This is a genomic window from Aliivibrio fischeri ATCC 7744 = JCM 18803 = DSM 507, assembly GCF_023983475.1.
GTDB lineage: Bacteria > Pseudomonadota > Gammaproteobacteria > Enterobacterales > Vibrionaceae > Aliivibrio > Aliivibrio fischeri.
In genome coordinates this window covers 1,607,484-1,626,178 of the sequence record NZ_CP092712.1, presented here as the reverse complement: position 1 = coordinate 1,626,178, position 18,695 = coordinate 1,607,484, and the positions used below count along the sequence as shown (strand labels likewise).

Here is an 18,695-nt window from a genome sequence, read left to right as displayed (position 1 = left end):
TAAAATATGAATGAAACCGTGCCATGCCTATTATTGAATACGCATGGCACTTTTTGTTTAGCTGTCTTTTGATCTTACTGAGTCAATCACGCTACCAATTTTCTCGGTGATTGGATTTGGCTTCTTTGGTTTTTTATCTTTCTTCGCAAAGTGAACGTGCACATCTTGCTGTGCGAATGGAATCGAAATGCCTTCTTTATCAAAACGCAGTTTTACTTCACGAGTAATGTCCCAATACACATCCCAATAGTCATCGGTTTTTACCCAAGGACGAACAATGAAATCAACTGAAGAGGCACCTAGTGTGTGGACTCTGATGTTTGGTTCTGGTTTTTTCAGTGCAGCAGGGTGTGCGTCTACAATCTCAGCTAAGATTTTCTCTGCGTGCTCTATGCTGTCTTCGTATCCTATCCCAAATACCATGCCCACACGTCTCACTCTCTCGTGGGTGACGTTTTTGATTACATCCCCCCAAATCATACTGTTAGGTAGAATAATGATTTGGTTATCAAAGGTTTTGATGGTGGTGTTTACTAGGCTCATGTGGCTTACTTTGCCTGATACGCTACCTGCTTCTACTAAATCACCGACATCGAATGGGCGATAGATAAGTAGCATCATGCCCGATGCGAAGTTAGATAACGTATCTTGTAATGCGAAACCAATAATAATACCGGCAACACCGAAACCTGTTAATACAGGTGCCAGATCTAATCCGATTTTTGAAAAGGCGATTAGGATACCAATAAAGTAAATGAGCTTGCTCGACATGGATACAAAGAAGTCTTGCATCAATTTACTCATGCGTAAATGAGGCTGAACAACTGCTTTTAATACCACGCGGCTTGTTAAACGGGCAATTAAGCGGGTAGCAAATAAGATCAGAATAAAGACTAAGAATTTTAATAGCTGATCCGGAGCGTGTTTAAGTAGCCAGTTACTACCTGAAGATATCCAATTACTTAAGATAGCGGCAATAACAGGGAACTTAAGAATATCTTCTGTTAGGTTACCCGTTGTTGAGAAGAGCTGACGCTTATAGTCGGTGGTATTGATGTCCAACTGATCGGCAATACTGATCAGTTTTTCTAACCCTGATGTAGAGTTAAATACTTTACGCTCAAAGAACAGGTGATCTAGGGTTAATGATGATTTTTCTGATTCCGAAGAGTGTTGAAGTTGGTCGGATAAACGTTGTTCACGACTAGCATCAAAGCTTAATGAAGCAGAAAGAAATTTGATTTTTTGATCAATGAGTAATTTGAACGCATCGATTTGAGCTTCGTTAGATTCACCAAGATCTGCGAGCCATTGATAATTTTCAAGCTGGTCGCTAAGGGATAGGTAATAGTAGTCTCGGGTTTCTTTTAATGTGTTTTGAAGCGCTAGCTTATGTTCAATGTCAGCTTTATCAAGTTGTGCTTGTTTTGATTTTAGTTCTTTATCCAAATAGGCAAAAGATCGCTCTGCATAACCAATTTGATTGTTCACTTCTGAGATTAAAAGGTCTTTTGTTGTTTTGTCATGTTCTTGAATTAGCGTTGATAAAACAGATCGCAGTTCATTGTTTTTTTCGACTTGTTGAACTCGAATAATAGCCAATTCACTGCCGCTGAATGAGTTTGACTCTGTTTTTAGTCGTGCAATTTCAGCATTAATTTTCTCTAAATGACTTAAGTCTTGTGCTTCGCTAGCAAAGGAAAGTGAACTAAAGAAGAGTAAGATCCAAATAAAATGTCGCATAGAGCCTCGATAACTGTGAATTAAGCTAGGTCTATTGTAGTGAAATTTTATCAAGAGTGGCAGGATAACTTTTTAACTGGTAGTCACAAAAATGAAAAAGCAGCCGAGAAAGCTGCTTTTAAATTGGGTCTATCATTTATGTAGCTCTTTATATTCGTTAATAAGTCCTTTGCAAAAGGAGATAAAAAAGCCTATGACTAAAACTAAAAGTACTGAGCCAAATATAAGAGTTAATATGTCCATATATCACCTCACTTAATGTATAAGGTAATAATAGCAGAATAAATAATATATTTGTGAGATTTGGTTTACATAAATGTTTCAAATTGTCTCTGAAAATTAACAGAGACAATTCATTGGTACGCTATATTCTATTAAAAACTTGTTCGTTTTCAGTCTCTTTTTGCTTACTGAAGAATAGGTGGGTTTCTTCAATAATAATATGACGAAGAGCGATTAAACCAATCAAGTTCGGAATAGCCATTAAGCCGTTAACAATATCAGCAATAACCCAAATAGTATCTAAATGCATGTAAGCACCAGAAGCCACTAAGCTAATAAAGATTATTTTGTATGGTAAAACACCTTTGCGACCAAATAAGTAAGTCACACAACGTTCACCGTAGTAGTTCCAGCCTAAAATAGTGGTGAAAGCGAAGAACATTAAACCGATAGATACAAGGTATGGACCAATTTGCTCAGAGCCTAGGCCAATAGCAAATGCTTGAGTTGTCATTAAGGCACCCGCTGCTTCACCTTGCCATACACCAGTAACCACTAAAGTTAATCCTGTCATAGTACAAATGATCACAGTATCAAAGAAGGTACCTGTCATTGATACAAGGCCTTGTTTTACACAAGAGTCAGTTTTGGCGGCTGCCGCTGCCATTGGGGCGCTACCAAGACCTGATTCATTTGAGAATACACCACGAGCCACACCTGATTGGATAGCTAGCATGATCGATGCACCAACAAAACCACCGGTTGCAGCAGTGCCTGTAAACGCAGACGTAATCACTAATTGAAATGCAGCGGGTAAAGCTTCGGCTTGCATAATTAAAACAGAAGCACACGATACAACGTAAACTACTGCCATTGTTGGAACGACTTTTTCAGCGACTTTAGCGATAGATTGAATACCACCAAGTGTTACAACCGCAACAAGGACTGTAAGGATACCGCCCGTTAACCATGCTGGTGCATTCATTGTTAGCTGTGCTGAGTCAACAATAGCGTTAATTTGTGGGAATGTACCAATACCAAAGCAAGCAACACCTAAAGCAAATAGAGCAAACAGTTTTGCTAACCATTTATTACCCATACCGTATTCAAGGTAATACATTGGGCCGCCAACCATTTCGCCTTTGCTGTCTGTTTTACGGTATTTAACCGCAAGTAAACATTCGGCATATTTTGTTGCCATTCCAAATACAGCAGCAAGCCACATCCAGAAAAGGGCACCAGGACCACCCAGTTTGATGGCGGTTGCTACACCTACGATGTTACCTGTACCAATGGTTGCTGATAGGGCTGTACATAACGCCGCAAAGCTTGAAACGTCACCTTTACCTGTACTTTGGTTTTCTTCTCGTGAAAAAACCATTTTAAGTGCAGTTGGTAAGTGGCGAAGTTGGAAAATACGTAAACGAAACGTAAAGTAGATACCCGTACCAACCAATAAAATCAAAAGAGGTGGACCCCAAATGAAGTTATCTATAGTAACAAGCGTGTTGTGAAAAGTGTTCATGGTTTCCCCTTAATAAAACATATAGAAAGGAGAAGAGAGAGTGGTGTACCAAAGTCAAAAGATCGACAAATAGTATAGAGCCGAGATTAATCGGATCACTTTCTCCTCTGTCCTTTTGCCTGAGAGTTTCACCGTTATCATTTTTCAGATAAGGGCTTGCTCCTTCGGCGGCCGATTTAACGGCTCTCTCCAGAGATTCCTCCAACTACAGTCCTCACCTTATTCACTTAAAAAATGAACTCGGCACCTGAAAGATTTACTTCTTCGGCGGGCGTAACCTTGACGGTTTTTGCCACTCTCCTGCAGTCTTCATCGGATCAACAAATTGTGTGCTGTATAACAGCAAGACGCTATGTTAGCTAAGTCACATTTTATTGTCATGCATTTTATTTGAAAAATTCAAAAATATTATAAGAAACCGATTTCTTTGTTCAAAATAACGACTAAAACTCAAGTATTTAGAAAGCAAAAATGTGCTAAAGTATAAGAAAAGTGAGGTGTACTATGCTAAGAATTGCGGTCATCATTTTATTATTCGTATTTGCTGCTGTGCTGTTCAAGTTCAGATCAAATGAGAAGGTTCAAAAATCGGTTATTTATACCTCTGTTGTAGGGCTTGTCATTTATGTGGCATATGTCATGATTTCAGAGCTAATTCGATAAGTTGTCTTATTTTTAACAAAGAGTATAGGGAATAACACTATACTCAATAAAATCTATTTGCTTGGGGTTATCACGTGAGTGTAGAAAATCAAACAAGAACATCTGATGAGCACGATGAAGATGTCATTATTATTGAAGAGAAATCAAAAGCGAGCCATTGGGTAGCAGGGGTAACCTTGATTATCGGTGCGGTTGCTGGTGGTTTAATTGGCTCTAGTATTTCAGAAAATAAATGGACAGAAGCCTACACTCAATTAGAAACTCAAACTAAGCAATATCAAACTCAATTAACTCAAGCACAAGAGAAGAGTGCTGAGGTTGATGTTCTTGTTGAAAAAGAAAAACAGCAAGCATTAGAAGTTCAAAAGCAAACGCTTGATGAAGAAAAAGCACAAGCGATTGTTGAAGAATCGAAAAAACACGCGACATTAACAAAAGAAGTGGGTGCATTGAAGTCTCAAAAAGCCTCACTAGAAATGCAAGTTGAAGAGCAGAATAAGCAAATTGATAAATTAACTAACCAAGTTGATTTACAAGTGACGATGTTGACGCGCGCAAAGCAGTTGTTCCAACGTCAACTTCAATTGAAAGAAGAAGCAAGTGCTCTTGAAGTTAAGATTGAAGTAACCACATCAAATGAAAAGCGCTTAGCGAAAGAGTGTGAAGTGTACCTTGAAGGTAAAAGTTGGGATGTGAAGTCTGATGTTTGCCAACGTCAAGAAGCAGCGAAAAAACTCATCACTCAATATAACGATGAATTACAATTGCTACAGATGGATATCAAAGAAATTGATAGCATTAGTGAAAGCATAGGCATGTAATCGTTATTACTTCCACTGTTTGAAGAAAACCACAATTAGTTTGTGGTTTTTTTTATTTTTAGGAAATAATGATTTAATTTTTAGTATTCAACACCATTACGCTATTTTTATCTAAAATGGTAAAGAGTAGAAAGATAATGGTAGGAGAGATATGTGAGTAATCAAACGGCTAAATTTGTTCATGGATCGACCATGAGACACATTTTAGTAATGTCGGGAGCATCTTCTATTGGTTTAATGGCACTGTTTGTCGTTGACTTATTAGATATGTTTTTTATTAGTTTATTAGGACAAGTTGAGTTAGCCGCTGCTATTGGTTTTGCTGGAACGATAATATTCTTTTCAACCTCAGTTTCTATCGGTTCTTCTATTGCCATGGGGGCTTTGGTATCTAAAGCGCTAGGGGCAAAAGAGAACGAAAAAGCACAACAATTAGCGAGTAGTACACTGGCGATCGCCTTTATTGTGAATACCGTTGTAACGATTGTTATGTTCTGCTTTATTCCTGAATTGCTTTCAATGATAGGAGCAAAAGGGTTTGTTGCTGAGCGTGCTCAAGCATATCTTTCAATTTTATTACCAAGTACCCCAATTATTGCCATTGCTATGGCCGCGGGTGCAGGTCTTCGTGCTGTAGGTGATGCTAAACGTTCAATGTTAGCCACATTATACGGTGGTATTGTGAATGCCATTTTAGATCCAATTTTCATTTTTGGTTTTGGACTTAATGTTGAAGGGGCGGCGATTGCATCGGTAATCTCTCGAATTACCGTATTGGTTTTCTCTTTATACCCATTAGTGAAAACGCACAATTTAGTGAAATGGCCTGAATGGTCGATCATAAAAGATCATACACCTGCCATTATTACTATTGCGGCTCCGGCTATTATTACGAATACGGCAACACCGATTGGTAATGCGATTGTGACATCAACCCTTGCGCCGTTTGGTGAAGATTTTGTTGCTGGCTTTGCGGTAATTGGACGATTAATTCCTGTTACGTTTGCGGTGATTTTTGCGTTGTCTGGAGCGGTTGGTCCAATCATTGGACAGAACTTTGGGGCAAAACGCATTGATAGAGTAAAAGACACGCTGCGTAATTCGCTGTTCTTTACTGCGATTTATTGTATTGCGGTCTCACTGATCTTGTTTTTACTGCAAGATTACATTGTTAAAGCCTTTAACTTAGTTGGTGATGCGTCGCTGATTATGATGACATTCTGTAGTTTTGTGGCTATCACCTTTATCTTTAATGGCGCAATGTTTGTGGCAAACACGTCATTTAATAACTTGGGTAAACCTTTATATTCAACGGCACTTAACCTAAGTAAAGCAACCATTGGTACTTTGCCTTTTGTGTACTTCGGTGCGCAGTGGTATGGCGGTTTGGGTGTGTTATATGGTCAAGCCGTAGGTAATGTGGTGTTCGGTATTATCAGTTTAATCGTGTTAAGAATGCACGTGATCAGTATGGTGAGAGAGCATTGTGAAACCGTATGCACAGAAGATACATTAGCAGATATTAGTGTCACCATGACGCCGTTTTGTAATAACGATGCCGTCATCATGCAAAGTGGTGCAGAAACCGACGAAGAGTTGGAAGTTTCTGTGGCTTCAAAATAAAAGAATGGCGGAGTGTAGATACTCCGCCATTTTTATTTAATGCTATTTATAACGGTTATTTACGTAGTTTTCTGCGCAAGAAACCAAAGCCTAATAAAGAAGCTAACGCAAAGAAGTTAAATGATGCGCCTTTCTCATAATCAAGTGTGATCACAATTGGGTCATGATCAGATGCTGAATACATGTCATTGTATTTCACCATGTCTCCCGTGTATTTTGGACTGTATTCAAATAAGTTACTTTCAGCAGCGTTAATGTGCCAATCTTCGATTTCTGCAACACGTTTTGCTAGAGACTTATTCGCTAAAGCGTGGTCAAGGTTCCCTAATTCACCTGAGTAAGTGTAAGAGAAAGTATCCGTTCCATGCAGTAAGGTATTTAAGTTAATGTAACCGTAACCTTGAGAGATCTGACCGCCTGTTGTTTCATAAGGCAGGGGTTTACCATCTTTATCTGTGCCTAATGTGGTGTAAGAAGCGGTAAAGATGTCACGGTTATATTTCTCTTGGCTGTAATCCGTAAGGGTTAATAGTGGATCTTCCATGCCATAAGCATTCATATCGCCAAGAATTAACACATCGCCTTTTACGCTTTCTAGCTCATCACCAATGGCTTTTGCTGCTGATACTCTAAAGCGGTTACAGTTACCTTGTAGATCTGATGGATCTTTATCTTCTTCAAAGTTTTGCCATTGCTCAATACACTCAGAGCCTTTTGATTTTAAGTGATTAACAACAACGGTTAATGGCTCTTTAGCGTCTTTCACCATGAATTTTTGAACTAGGCTATGACGTTGGTATTTGTCATAAGCTGGGTTAAATTCAATGGTCCCGTTGTTGTCACGAGTAATGGTATTTTCAGCAATGTGTTGTTCTGGTGTTTTAATTACACGTGCTTTGCCTTTGAGTTTGACTTCACTAGGGCGGTAAAGAAGGGCAACCATAATGGCATCAGAGCCTAGGTATTCCCCTTGGTATTTGTCTTTGTTTTTTATCTCTACGTATTTGTAGTGATCTTCTTCGTCTTCAAATTGAGCATTTAATGCAGTGGTTAGATCGTTAATGGCACTGTTTTCGCCAAAACCGTTATTTTCAACTTCCATTAAACCAATAATGTCAGCATCAATAGCCACTAATGCCGAGAGGATTTTAGCCTGTTGAATCGCAAAGTCATCAGCACTTGTTGCACCACGGTTTTGACCTGTTGGGTTGGCATCGCCACCAGCAGCAACGGATGTGAAGTAGTTTAATACGTTAAAACTAGTAATGGTGAGATCAGCATCGTCAACATTCGGTTCGTCAGTACGCTCTACATTAAATAAGGCTTCACCATCTTCATCGAAAGCTTGAGTGATGATATTTTCTTGTGAAATGGTATTGGTGGTAACAAGGCGGTATTGGCCGTAAGAGTAGGCGATAACCCCTTCTAAACCTTCAATGCGAGCACCAAGACGTAAGTATGAATCTGCGCTACCATCTTGATTGGAATCGGTCGCAAAATCAGGGAAATAAGGCACTTCTCCATTAGGTGCTTTATTATCAGACTCTATGGTGATTTGGCGTTTTGCATTCTCTTCAGCAAGTTGAATGGCTTCAGGGCTTTCTGCAGCAAAGAGCTGTGTAGGTTTGAATAGTGGTTCACCATGAGAAAGTACCATGTTGTTGCGTTTACTTGCGTAGTCAAAGCTGAAATTACGTGTGATACGTAAATCTGAGTGCGAAGTGAGTTTAACCTGCATCCCTTCATGACGCTCAAGGGCTTGCGCAAGCGTTTCGTTTTCATTAATGGTTAGCTCAGTAACGGATACAGGGGCTTGGTGGCCTTGAACTAAGAAGTTATTGGTATCAGGTTTTAATTGCGTTTGACCGTAATATTCTTGAACTTTAGCTTTTACACACACTAATGCGCCGGGTTGAATTTCTAACGATGGCGCACTTCCTGTGCTAACAAATATGCCTTCTGAGCTGTTAGGAGCAAAATCATCGTTGAGACCTTGTAAATAAAATCCTTTTAGTAAGCTTTCGCCACGAGCGGTAACAACACCTTGAACAAAATACTCATCATCTGAAATAAAGCCGCTAGAGATAAGAGGGGATTTGTCTCCGGTTCCTTGAATTTGGTTTATTTCTGTAAATACGGGTGTTGCACCTGATTCTGTTTGACATGCAAATGCCGGAGGTGGTGTGACGCCTTCTTGATATGCCCCTAATCCGTCAATGTTGTCTTTTGGTTTTTCAATCCACATGTTGGCATCAAACGTTGTGCTTGGGGTTAAATCAGCACGAACAAAACTCTTATCTTTCCCCCAATCTACATCGCCATCAATGCCTATGCGATCATGCTCTACACCATCTTTAAATAGCATGTAAGTTTCATCACCGTTGTGATTTACAATGCTTTCAATGCTGTCGGTAACGGCTTTGATAGGGTCGGATGATCGGCCATTAGAGATGACATAAACACTTTTGGCATCAAGAGTAATAGACGATAAATCTAAATCGTTTTTCCATTCATTGAGGCCGTTGTATTTAGATTTAAGTACATAACCTGAAAGGGAAACTGGACTATCAGAGGTGTTACTGATCTCCAATGATTTGTTGTAACTTCCACCTTCCACGTATTGAGAGATGATGATGTCAGCAGAAGCGTTGCCAGATAGCGCCAAGCCAATCGCCATAGCAAGAGAGGTTTTTATTTGTGTTGTTTTCATTTCACTACTTTCCATAGTTGAGTTATATGAATTATTTATAGATATTAGAATTATCTATAAATAAACATCTCATATTGATGTGTCACAAACATTACTTTTGCATTAAGAGTGAGATATTGATCTTTTTGGTAAGTCGCAAATCTGGCAGAGCTCAATGAAATAACAATTATGGTAATAGTGGATATTTAAACAGTGAAAGTGATAGTTCTCGCATTTCATTGTTTCTGGAGATGGATCGAAATAGAGTGATGTTTGTTCAATTTTTTCGTTAGTTGTTCACGAGCTTATGTAATCATGAAATAAAGGAATAGTGATAATAGGTCAGGATGATGAAAATAAAGCTACTTGCAGCCTTGGTTGCGCTTGGGTTAACCCCACTCCCCACATATTCACATGATGAACCAAATACTGCATCAATAGATGTAGTTCTTGCTACTCAATACGAAAAAGGAATGGATATTGAAGGGTATTGGGCAAGTGAGAAGTTAGATGGTATTCGAGCATTATGGACAGGGGAAAAGTTAATAACACGAACAGGCCACACGATATATGCACCAGATTGGTTTACTGATCCATTACCCGATCATAAGATTGATGGAGAGTTATGGGCTGGAAGAGGAGGTTTTCAGCAAGTTGCAAAGACAGTGTTAGACAGTCAACCAGATGACGAGCTATGGAAAAAAATTCGCTTCATGGCATTCGATTTACCTAGCTCTGCCGGTATGTTTCCTAAACGATATTATGAGCTATCAACCATAGTTAAAAAGCTCGATCACCCGCACTTAAAATTGGTTGAACATTATCCTATCAGTAATGAAGACTCTCTATTAGAAGCATTAGATGATATCTCTGCACGTAATGGTGAAGGGGTGATGCTAAGAAAGGTCAGCGAAGTTTATAGACCCGGACGCAGTGACGATTTAATTAAAGTGAAAAAACACCAAGACAATGAAGCCATTGTGATCGGCTATACCGATGGGAAAGGTAAGTTTCGCGGTATGGTGGGCGCAATGATTTTACGTATGCCAAATGGAAAAGAATTTAAAGTTGGCAGCGGTTTGAGTGTGGAAGTGAGAGAAAACCCACCTAAATTGGGTTCTACGGTGACTTATCGTTATAACGGTTATACGGATAACGGAATCCCAAGATTTGCGCGATACGTTGCAGTAAGAAAGCATTATTAGAATAGAAAGAGTCTCTTATTATTTTCCATTAGAAAGGAATATGATAAGAGACTCTTTGATCGGTTTTACTTTGTATTCAGTGGTGGCTCTAATTTGATAGCGTTTTTACGCTGTCTCGAACCATGAGTGTAGGCTCTAGCTGAAAAACTCGATTCGTTTCTGATTTTGTTGCTATTTTTTCTAGTAGTGAATCGACCGCTTGTTGGCCTAATCGGTGTTTTGGTTGATGAATGGTAGTAAGTGATGGCGTGATGTATTTAGCCATTTTAATGTCATCGTAACCAACAATTGAAATGTCACTAGGAACTGAAATGCCTTTTTTGCTTGCGCAATTGATCATTCCCATTGCCATCATGTCATTACAAACAAATAATGCCGTTGGTAGTTTGCCTTTAGCATGAATTTCGTTGAAAGCCGCTTCACCGCCTTCGCATTCAAAATTGCCCGATGCAATCCAGTTTTTATTGATTTCTAATCCGGATTCTTCCATTGCTTGCACAAAACCACTTAAACGCTGTTGCGCTTGCAGTTTGTTAAGAGGGCCAGTTAAACAACCAATTTCAGTGTGACCTTGTTCAATAAGGTGTTTTGTTGCTAGATAGCCACCGTGGTGCGAGTTGTCTTGAATTTTGTCGCTTGGAAAATCAATCAATCCCCAATCCATTACAACGGTAGGAACTGGTTGATAACGAGAAAAGAGCTCAAGCACTTGATTTTCTATCTCGGTACACATCAGCAATAAACCATCGACACGCTTTTGTAGCAAGGTATCTAAGCTTGAATGAACACGTTCGGCGTCACCTTCGGTATTACATAAGATGAGGTTATAGCCTTTTTCATAGCAGCGACGTTCTACCCCTTTTACCACTTCACCAAAAAATGGGTTCGTTGAGGTTGTCACTAACATGCCAAAGGTTTTTGTATGATTGACTTTTAAACTGCGGGCGAGGGCAGAAGGGGCATAGTTTAGTTCTGCTACTGCGGCCATGACACGTTCTGAAATGTCTTCGCTAACAAATCGAGTTTTATTTAAAACATGACTTACTGTTGAGGTTGAGACACTTGCATGTTTGGCTACATCTTTGATTGTTGCCATAAATTCAATCCTTGTTTATATCGTTGCCTACATTAAATACAAATACAGGCAACGATATTTAATTATCAATGCTCTAAGAGAAAACGTTCGACTTCAGTGATTGAAGGTATTGACGTTTGAGCACCCATTCGAGTTACAGATATTGCGGCAGCAGCGTGAGCAAACTTGATAGCATCATCCAATTTACGGCCTGATTGTAATCCAGTTAAGAATGCACCGTTGAAAGTATCTCCTGCGCCTGTTGTATCTGTCGCTTGCACTTTGAAACCTTCAACTTGGCGACCAGAACCATTTTGGCTTATCCAAACTCCTTTGCTGCCAAGGGTGATCATTACGGTTTCGATGCCTTTTGCATGAAGTGCATCAGCCGCTTGTTGAGCGCTCGCCATATCCGTGACTTGAATGCCAGTTAATAGTTCGGCTTCTGTTTCGTTTGGTGTAATGATATCAACAAGTTGTAATAAGTCATCACTTAATTGATGCGCAGGGGCTGGGTTTAATACCACTTTAGTACCTGCTGCTTTGGCCACTTGTGCTGCTATTTCTATGGTTTCAATAGGCGTTTCAAGTTGCATTAATAGGGTATCAGCGGCTTCGATTAATCCGTGATGAGGCGCAATACGATCTGCCGTTAAACGCGCATTTGCTTCTGCTGAAATACAAATGCTGTTTTCGCCAGTTGCAGCCACTTGGATCATCGCAATGCCGGTTGGTGTATTTTCTTCTATCATGACCGCTTCGGTATTAATGCCATCAAACTGAAAAGCTTCAATCATCTGGTGGCCAAAACTGTCATCACCCACGCTTGCGATAAATGCGATATCAGCACCTAAACGTGCCGCCGCAACCGCTTGGTTTGCGCCTTTGCCACCAGGAATAACGGAATAGCTGTGACCGTGTAACGTCTCGCCTGGGCGAGGGAATGAAGCAACTTGAAGAACGTGGTCTGCGTTTACGCTACCTAAAACAACTAATTTATTCATAATGTGCCTTGTTTCTTATCTGTGACCGGAATGTGGTCTTAAAACTTATGGGTAAATGGGCGATCAGTTTATTGATTAACTCGTTCATTTAACGATAGGTTTTATAGGGTTCTAATGTTTGAAAAGAGGGAGCACTGATACTGGTTGTTGTGAGCGTATCAATGCTCCGTTTTATTACTTTATAAGCTGATTACTTTGTAATAACTTTTAGGTCAACAGGGATGAATTTCTCAACCTTTTCACCTTTAAGAACTTTAGCTGCTGTTTCTACACCAAGTGCACCAATTAGGTCTGGTTGCTGTGCGATAGTTGCGCCAAGTAGACCACGGTTAACCGCTGCAATCCCATCTTCTGTGCCATCAAAACCGACGATTAATACGTCTTTACCTGATGCTTGAACTGCACGTAGAGCACCTAACGCCATTTCATCATTTTGAGCAAATACCGCTTGAACATCAGGGTTTGCTGCAATCATGTTTTCCATTACGTTAAGACCTTTAGTACGGTCAAAATCAGCAGGTTGGCTACCAAGTAGAGTCAGATCACCATTATCTACTGTTTTCATGAAACCTTCACCACGCTCACGTGCAGCAGAGGTACCAGCGATGCCTTCAAGTTGGATAACGCGTGCTTTTTCGCCCACTTTTTCCATGATGAATTTACCTGCCATCTCACCACCAGCAATGTTATCAGATGCAATGTGACTAACTACTTCACCACGGCTTGCACCACGGTCAAGCGTTAATACAGGAATACCAGAGCGGTTAGCCATACGAATCGCATTTGAAACAGCATCAGAATCAGTTGGGTTGATAAGAATTGCTTTTACGCCACGAACCGTAAGATCTTCAATGTTTGAAAGTTCTTTACTTGGATCGTTTTGAGAATCAAGAACAATCAGTTTGTAGCCTAGGTCTTTTGCCTTTGCTTCAGCGCCTTCTTTCATGGTCACAAAAAATGGGTTATTCAATGTTGAAACGACCATTGCCATCGTATCTTGAGCTGCCGCTGTTGATGCGAAAGAGGTTGAAAGTAGGGCTGCAGAGATTAGGGTTGCTAACTTTTTCATTCTATATTCCTTATAAGGGTGTAGGGCGGCACAAGTCAAACATGGTACGTCTGGTTGTGCCTATTTTTGTGTTAACAGCAAACGAATTTATAGGGGTATTCGTAATAAGTTATTGTATAAATAATAAGGTGTTACTTGTTTTTATTGTCCACTAATACTGCCAGTAAGATAACCACAGCTTTGGCAATCATTTGGTAGTAAGAAGAAACATCTAATAAGTTCAGAGCGTTGTTTAAGAAGCCGATGATAAGCGCACCAATTAATGTACCCATGATGCGACCTTTACCACCTGCTAGGCTTGTACCACCAAGTACAACCGCTGCGATTGCGTCTAGCTCATAGCCCATACCTGCTGTTGGTTGAGCTGAAGAAAGACGAGATGTTACGATTAAGCCAGCCAGTGCCGCAAGTAGACCACAGATAGCGTAAACACCGATCTTAACGCGATCCACATTGATACCAGATAAGCGAGTTGCTGATTCATTGCCACCTAGAGCATAAACGTAGCGACCAAAGCGTGTGTGATTTAGTAAGTACCATACAGATGCAAACACGATAACCATTAACCAGATAGGAACGGGGATGCCAAGCGCGTAACCTGTACCGAACCATGCAAAGCTGTCAGCAACATCAGTAAAACCAGTAGAGATAGGGCGACCTTCTGTGTAAACCATTGTCACACCACGTAATAACGTCATGGTTACTAGCGTTGCAATGAATGCTTGAACTTTACCTTTTGCGATAATAATACCGCTGATTGCACCTAAAGCAGCACCTGCAAGTAGCGCCGTTGGAACCGCAATCATTACCGGAATTTCAAGGCCAATCATGGTTGCAGCAAAGGCACCACAAAGGGCTAATACAGAACCAACGCTTAAGTCGATACCTGCCGTTAAGATAACTAACGTCATACCTACCGCAATAATCGCGTTAACTGAGGTTTGACGCAGGATGTTTAGGATGTTGTCGACAGTAAAAAAGTTGTCGTTCAAAAAGGAAACCACGACAATCAAAAGTAATAGCGCGATTAATGATTTTTGCTCAATCAGCCATTCTTTAGAAAAAATGCCGCCTTTCTTTTGTTGCGTTTCAGTTGAAGTCATTGATTTAGTGCTCATGCTGTTACCTCTACATTTTGCTCAACAGTTTTACCTACTGCACAAGCCAATAATTTTTCTTGGTCGGCATCTTTTGCCATGAATTCGCCACTAATACGGCCTTCATGCATAACTAAGATGCGGTCACTCATTCCTAGAACTTCAGGCATTTCGGATGAGACTAAAATGATGCTCATGCCTTCCGTTTTAAATTGGTTAATTAATTGGTAGATCTCTTTTTTCGCACCAACATCAACGCCACGTGTCGGTTCATCTAAAATCAATACTTTTGGACGAGTCATTAATCCTTTAGCAATGGCTACTTTTTGTTGATTACCACCAGATAAATTACCAATGATTTGATCACGAGTAGGGGTCTTAATGTTGAATAAACGAATAAAGTCTTCAACCGCGGTGACTTCCGCATAATGATCTAATTGAATGCCTTTCGATAATTGATCTAAAGAACAAATCGACATGTTCTCTTTAACCGACAATCCAAGAACCAGACCATCACCTTTACGGTCTTCTGAGATGTAGGCAATGCCGTTTGCTAATCCATCACGTGGTGAAATAGGATTAATCATTTTGTTGTTTAGTTTGATAGCACCACAAGTCATTGGTAGTGCACCGTAGATGATTTTCATTAATTCAGTACGGCCAGCACCCATCAAACCTGAGATCCCAAGGATTTCCCCACGATCTAATGAGAAGCTAACATTATGAACACCAGGACCTGATACATCGAACAGCTCTAGCGACTTCTCACCATGTTGAACATCAATACGCGGGTATTGCTCATCAAGACGACGGCCTACCATCATTTCAATTAGTGTGTCTTCATCGATATCCGCAACCACACGCTCGCCAATGAATTTACCATCACGCAGTACTGTGATGTCATCACAAATCTCGAAGATCTCTTTTAAGCGGTGTGAGATATAAACAATGCCACAACCTTCATCACGCAGTTCGTTAATCACTTTAAATAGCGATTCAGTTTCGGTATCCGTTAACGCATCTGTCGGTTCATCCATGATGATAACTTTGGATTTGAACGACAGTGCCTTAGCAATCTCAACCATTTGTTGTTCACCTAAACTCAGTTCACCTAATAGCTGGCGAGAGTGGTGTTTTACATTCAAACGTTTAAGTAGGACATCGGCATCTTTGTACATTTCAGACCATTTGATCCCACCAAACGCATTGGTTTTTTCACGGCCTAAGAAGATGTTTTCTGCAATGGTCAATTCAGGAATAAGATTCAACTCTTGGTGAATAATGCTGATACCTGATTCTTGAGAGTGTTTAGGTCCATTAAAGTTAACCGCTTTGCCTTCATAGCGGATTTCGCCAGCATCCATTGCGTAGATGCCCGTTAGTGACTTCATTAAGGTTGATTTACCCGCGCCATTTTCACCCATCAGGGCCATGACTTTGCCGGGATAGACATTAAGACAAGCACCATTCAGAGCTTTCACTCCGGGGAAGGCTTTCTCAATGCCGTTTAATTCTAAGATAGCTTGAGTCATAACGTATCCTACTTAAAAAACAACGCCAGATTGGAAAATCACATTGGCATAAGGGGTACATTCACCTGTGCGAATAATCGCTTTACTCTCGCGAGTATGAATTTTGAATTCTTCATGAGGAATGTAAGAAACAGTGATTGATTTACCACATTGCGCTTCTTCGGCTGCAATGAGTGTCATTAGCTCATCGTGCATTTGTGGGCTAACAGTTTTAAATTCTTCGGCAACAATTACTCCTTCGATTTGCATTTCAGCAAGTGTTGCTTTTACGGTGTCTATAAAGGTCGGTATGCCTCGAATTAGAGCAAGGTCAATACGTTGTGAAGCGTCAGGAATAGGAAGGCCAGCATCACAAATGGTGATCTCATCAGTATGACCAAGTGTTGCGATAACGTATGACAATTCAGAATTTAGCAGCGTATTTTTTTTCATGAGGACACCTTAAGTTAAAAATGCAATGAGCGGTTATTGTCTATTTTATGCCCATCGAAACGTTTGCGTAAACGTTTCGATGATGAATTTAGAGCAAGAATTGACTCATTGCATCTAGGAATGTAACTAAGTGTGATCAAACGCAGGAATCTAATTGATGAAAGACTGAATAAGAGATCTAGCGCAAATTTTTATTATTCAACCTTGGTAAGACTTAAATTATTTTTAACACAAAGCCTTTCATTTAAATTCTCATGATAAATAGAGAAGGGAGAGTTTCAATTTAACTGATTAGCCATTAGTTTTTTGTAATAGTTGACACTTATCATAAATATAGCAAATGTCTCACAGCAATTATAGACATACACTATAGTTGTAAAGCATATAAATGATATATATTCCTATTGGTATCGTTCCCATGCTGGGGCGGATTATTATAAAATATTAAAGGGAATAATTTTATGCTAAAAAAACACATTACGATGTTACTAATGACATTTTCAGGATTCACTTTTGCAAATTGTTCGGTTCCTGACACCTTAGAGAATATGACATTTATTAATGTCGTTGATCCTACTTACTCTGCTTTAAATTCTAATGCCGGTGCTATTGTTAAAGTAACGTATTCTAATAAAAAATATATGACTGAATTTCTTAATAGAGAATTAGGTCCTTTTAATGGTAGTTATACTTATAAGGTATTAGACAAAGATAATGGTATTGGGATTTATTTTGGAGATGAGCAATTCCCCTTAACTAAACCTTCTCATTCTGTACTTTTTAAGTGCTTAACAAATACTTATGGTATGGCAATATTTACTCAGATATCGGGAGTGAATGAACCTATAGGTAGACAGAACATGCTTACTTATACAGTGACTGTACACTAAATCATTCCTTCGTATTAACTATTAATTAAGAGTAAATAATTGTGAATATAAAATGTGCGGTTACCGCTATCGCTTTAATAATAAGTCCTCAACTTTATGCTTATGAACGTTATTCTGTTTTTGAAGATTATGTCGATCAAAATTCAGTAATAGCAAATAATTTACGGCTAAACACCTTCGTTAAAATCCTTAAAGAAAAGGAAAGTATTGTTGGAGAGTATCTCTATAATGAACAAAATAAAGTCACTCAACGTAAGTATTTAGACAGTATTTTTAACTACGAATATAACCCCGATGGGACTGTAAAAGTAGCGAAGGCTTTGATGCAACCTAATAATCCTGATTCTCATATTAAACATACCAAACAAAATTTTATTTCTGAATATGAATACAAAGAAATTAATGACAAAAGGGTTGTTAGTATTGAGCGTAAGAAGGTGTTTAACGATCATGTTTCCAATTTAGAGGGGTTACCAGAGGAAACGTATACTATTAAATATGAATACAGTGATGAAGGACATTTAATTAAACGTATTCAAAAATCAGATAACCGTTTAGATAAATTGAAACTTGTTTACCGTTATTCTTATTACTCTGATGGACGACTAAAAAGAGTGAAAGAGATTAAGAAATTGAGCCATACCGTTTTGGATAGAAATACTCTGAAATTAGACTATTATGATAATGGTGAAATTAAAAAAGCAACCCATGAAAAACAAGGTAACTTGGTAAGAGTAGTGGAATTAGAATACATAGATGATGGTTCATTGATATACGGTGTACATTATGTAGACCCAATAAAAGAGTGGAAAGTTGATATGGACTTTTTTGGGCTTGCTTTCTTTCCGATTAAATACCTCAAAGAAACAAGCGGTGATAATATCACTCAGTATGAATATAACTATCAAAATACGGATGGTGACAGATTACCTAACGCGCTTGATGTCAAACTTACGTTACCAAGCAACCTGGCTATCGATCTTAAATATCGTTTTGAAAACAGTCAATTTTAGATCTGTAGGGTTGTAATACTTAGTATTAAATATTGATAAATAGATGCATTATTGTTCATAATCTGTCTTTAGATTTGCTCTTTTATGATTTA

At 39.2% G+C, this 18,695-nt stretch carries 14 protein-coding genes and 1 riboswitch; of the genes, 5 read left to right on the top strand and 9 right to left on the bottom strand.

Translation table 11 applies throughout. From position 1 onward, the window contains the following. Positions 1-57: 57 nt before the first annotated feature. Positions 58-1,743: a mechanosensitive ion channel family protein gene (locus AVFI_RS07620; RefSeq protein WP_188863339.1), complete on the bottom strand. Its 1,686-nt coding sequence runs from the start codon at positions 1,741-1,743 to the stop codon at positions 58-60. A 364-nt stretch (positions 1,744-2,107) separates the two neighbouring features. Continuing rightward, the gene (locus tag AVFI_RS07615; RefSeq protein WP_012534186.1) at positions 2,108-3,490 is read right to left on the bottom strand and encodes an alanine/glycine:cation symporter family protein; all 1,383 of its coding nucleotides are present in this window, start codon (positions 3,488-3,490) and stop codon (positions 2,108-2,110) included. Between the two features lie 97 nt (positions 3,491-3,587). Beyond that, positions 3,588-3,693: riboswitch (glycine riboswitch) on the bottom strand. A gap of 534 nt (positions 3,694-4,227) precedes the next feature. Between AVFI_RS07615 and AVFI_RS07610 the strand changes: the two genes are divergently transcribed. Together AVFI_RS07610 and AVFI_RS07605 are read left to right on the top strand one after the other, a co-directional pair. Beyond that, entirely contained in the window at positions 4,228-4,974 is a 747-nt protein-coding gene (locus AVFI_RS07610; RefSeq protein WP_065598018.1) for a hypothetical protein, read from the top strand. A 153-nt stretch (positions 4,975-5,127) separates the two neighbouring features. Next, entirely contained in the window at positions 5,128-6,597 is a 1,470-nt protein-coding gene (locus AVFI_RS07605; protein ID WP_054775225.1) for an MATE family efflux transporter, read from the top strand. A gap of 55 nt (positions 6,598-6,652) precedes the next feature. Here AVFI_RS07605 and AVFI_RS07600 read toward each other — a convergent pair whose 3' ends face one another. Continuing rightward, positions 6,653-9,307: an ExeM/NucH family extracellular endonuclease gene (locus AVFI_RS07600; RefSeq protein WP_188863340.1), complete on the bottom strand. Its 2,655-nt coding sequence runs from the start codon at positions 9,305-9,307 to the stop codon at positions 6,653-6,655. Positions 9,308-9,633: 326 nt separating this feature from the next. Between AVFI_RS07600 and AVFI_RS07595 the strand changes: the two genes are divergently transcribed. After that, positions 9,634-10,491, top strand: a complete 858-nt coding sequence (locus AVFI_RS07595) for a DNA ligase (RefSeq protein WP_080951927.1) — start codon at positions 9,634-9,636, stop codon at positions 10,489-10,491. 88 nt (positions 10,492-10,579) lie between these two features. Here the strand turns inward: AVFI_RS07595 and AVFI_RS07590 are convergent, their stop codons facing one another. From AVFI_RS07590 to rbsD, 6 genes are all read right to left on the bottom strand, one after another. Then, positions 10,580-11,587, bottom strand: a complete 1,008-nt coding sequence (locus AVFI_RS07590; protein ID WP_063648804.1) for a substrate-binding domain-containing protein — start codon at positions 11,585-11,587, stop codon at positions 10,580-10,582. Between the two features lie 65 nt (positions 11,588-11,652). Further along, entirely contained in the window at positions 11,653-12,570 is a 918-nt protein-coding gene (gene rbsK, locus AVFI_RS07585) for a ribokinase (RefSeq protein ID WP_054775226.1), read from the bottom strand. Between the two features lie 190 nt (positions 12,571-12,760). Beyond that, positions 12,761-13,639, bottom strand: coding sequence for a ribose ABC transporter substrate-binding protein RbsB (gene rbsB, locus AVFI_RS07580; RefSeq protein ID WP_054775227.1), 879 nt, complete (start codon positions 13,637-13,639; stop codon positions 12,761-12,763). Positions 13,640-13,770: 131 nt separating this feature from the next. After that, positions 13,771-14,757: a ribose ABC transporter permease gene (gene rbsC / locus AVFI_RS07575; RefSeq protein ID WP_005419501.1), complete on the bottom strand. Its 987-nt coding sequence runs from the start codon at positions 14,755-14,757 to the stop codon at positions 13,771-13,773. Continuing rightward, positions 14,754-16,268 carry a ribose ABC transporter ATP-binding protein RbsA gene (gene rbsA, locus AVFI_RS07570; RefSeq protein ID WP_188863341.1) on the bottom strand — a complete coding sequence of 505 codons (1,515 nt, stop codon included), beginning with the start codon at positions 16,266-16,268 and terminating at the stop codon, positions 14,754-14,756. The genes rbsC and rbsA overlap by 4 nt, the downstream gene beginning before the upstream one ends. Positions 16,269-16,280: 12 nt before the next feature. After that, complete coding sequence (gene rbsD, locus AVFI_RS07565) at positions 16,281-16,700, bottom strand: D-ribose pyranase (RefSeq protein WP_054775228.1); 420 nt, start codon at positions 16,698-16,700, stop codon at positions 16,281-16,283. A 461-nt stretch (positions 16,701-17,161) separates the two neighbouring features. Between rbsD and AVFI_RS07560 the strand changes: the two genes are divergently transcribed. Then, a complete protein-coding gene (locus AVFI_RS07560) occupies positions 17,162-17,590 on the top strand; it encodes a hypothetical protein (protein WP_054775229.1) in 429 nt (142 codons plus the stop codon). 41 nt (positions 17,591-17,631) lie between these two features. After that, on the top strand, positions 17,632-18,603 hold the full coding sequence (locus AVFI_RS07555; protein WP_054775230.1) for a hypothetical protein: 972 nt from the start codon (positions 17,632-17,634) through the stop codon (positions 18,601-18,603). The last annotated feature ends 92 nt before the right edge of the window (positions 18,604-18,695 follow it).

Coding starts and splice junctions, on each gene's coding strand:
- AVFI_RS07620 (WP_188863339.1), bottom strand. CDS start 1,743: ATGCGACATTTTATTTGGATCTTACTCTTCTTTAGTTCACTTTCCTTT.
- AVFI_RS07615 (WP_012534186.1), bottom strand. CDS start 3,490: ATGAACACTTTTCACAACACGCTTGTTACTATAGATAACTTCATTTGG.
- AVFI_RS07600 (WP_188863340.1), bottom strand. CDS start 9,307: ATGAAAACAACACAAATAAAAACCTCTCTTGCTATGGCGATTGGCTTG.
- AVFI_RS07595 (WP_080951927.1), top strand. CDS start 9,634: ATGATGAAAATAAAGCTACTTGCAGCCTTGGTTGCGCTTGGGTTAACC.
- AVFI_RS07590 (WP_063648804.1), bottom strand. CDS start 11,587: ATGGCAACAATCAAAGATGTAGCCAAACATGCAAGTGTCTCAACCTCA.
- rbsK (WP_054775226.1), bottom strand. CDS start 12,570: ATGAATAAATTAGTTGTTTTAGGTAGCGTAAACGCAGACCACGTTCTT.
- rbsB (WP_054775227.1), bottom strand. CDS start 13,639: ATGAAAAAGTTAGCAACCCTAATCTCTGCAGCCCTACTTTCAACCTCT.
- rbsC (WP_005419501.1), bottom strand. CDS start 14,757: ATGAGCACTAAATCAATGACTTCAACTGAAACGCAACAAAAGAAAGGC.
- rbsA (WP_188863341.1), bottom strand. CDS start 16,268: ATGACTCAAGCTATCTTAGAATTAAACGGCATTGAGAAAGCCTTCCCC.
- rbsD (WP_054775228.1), bottom strand. CDS start 16,700: ATGAAAAAAAATACGCTGCTAAATTCTGAATTGTCATACGTTATCGCA.
- AVFI_RS07560 (WP_054775229.1), top strand. CDS start 17,162: ATGCTAAAAAAACACATTACGATGTTACTAATGACATTTTCAGGATTC.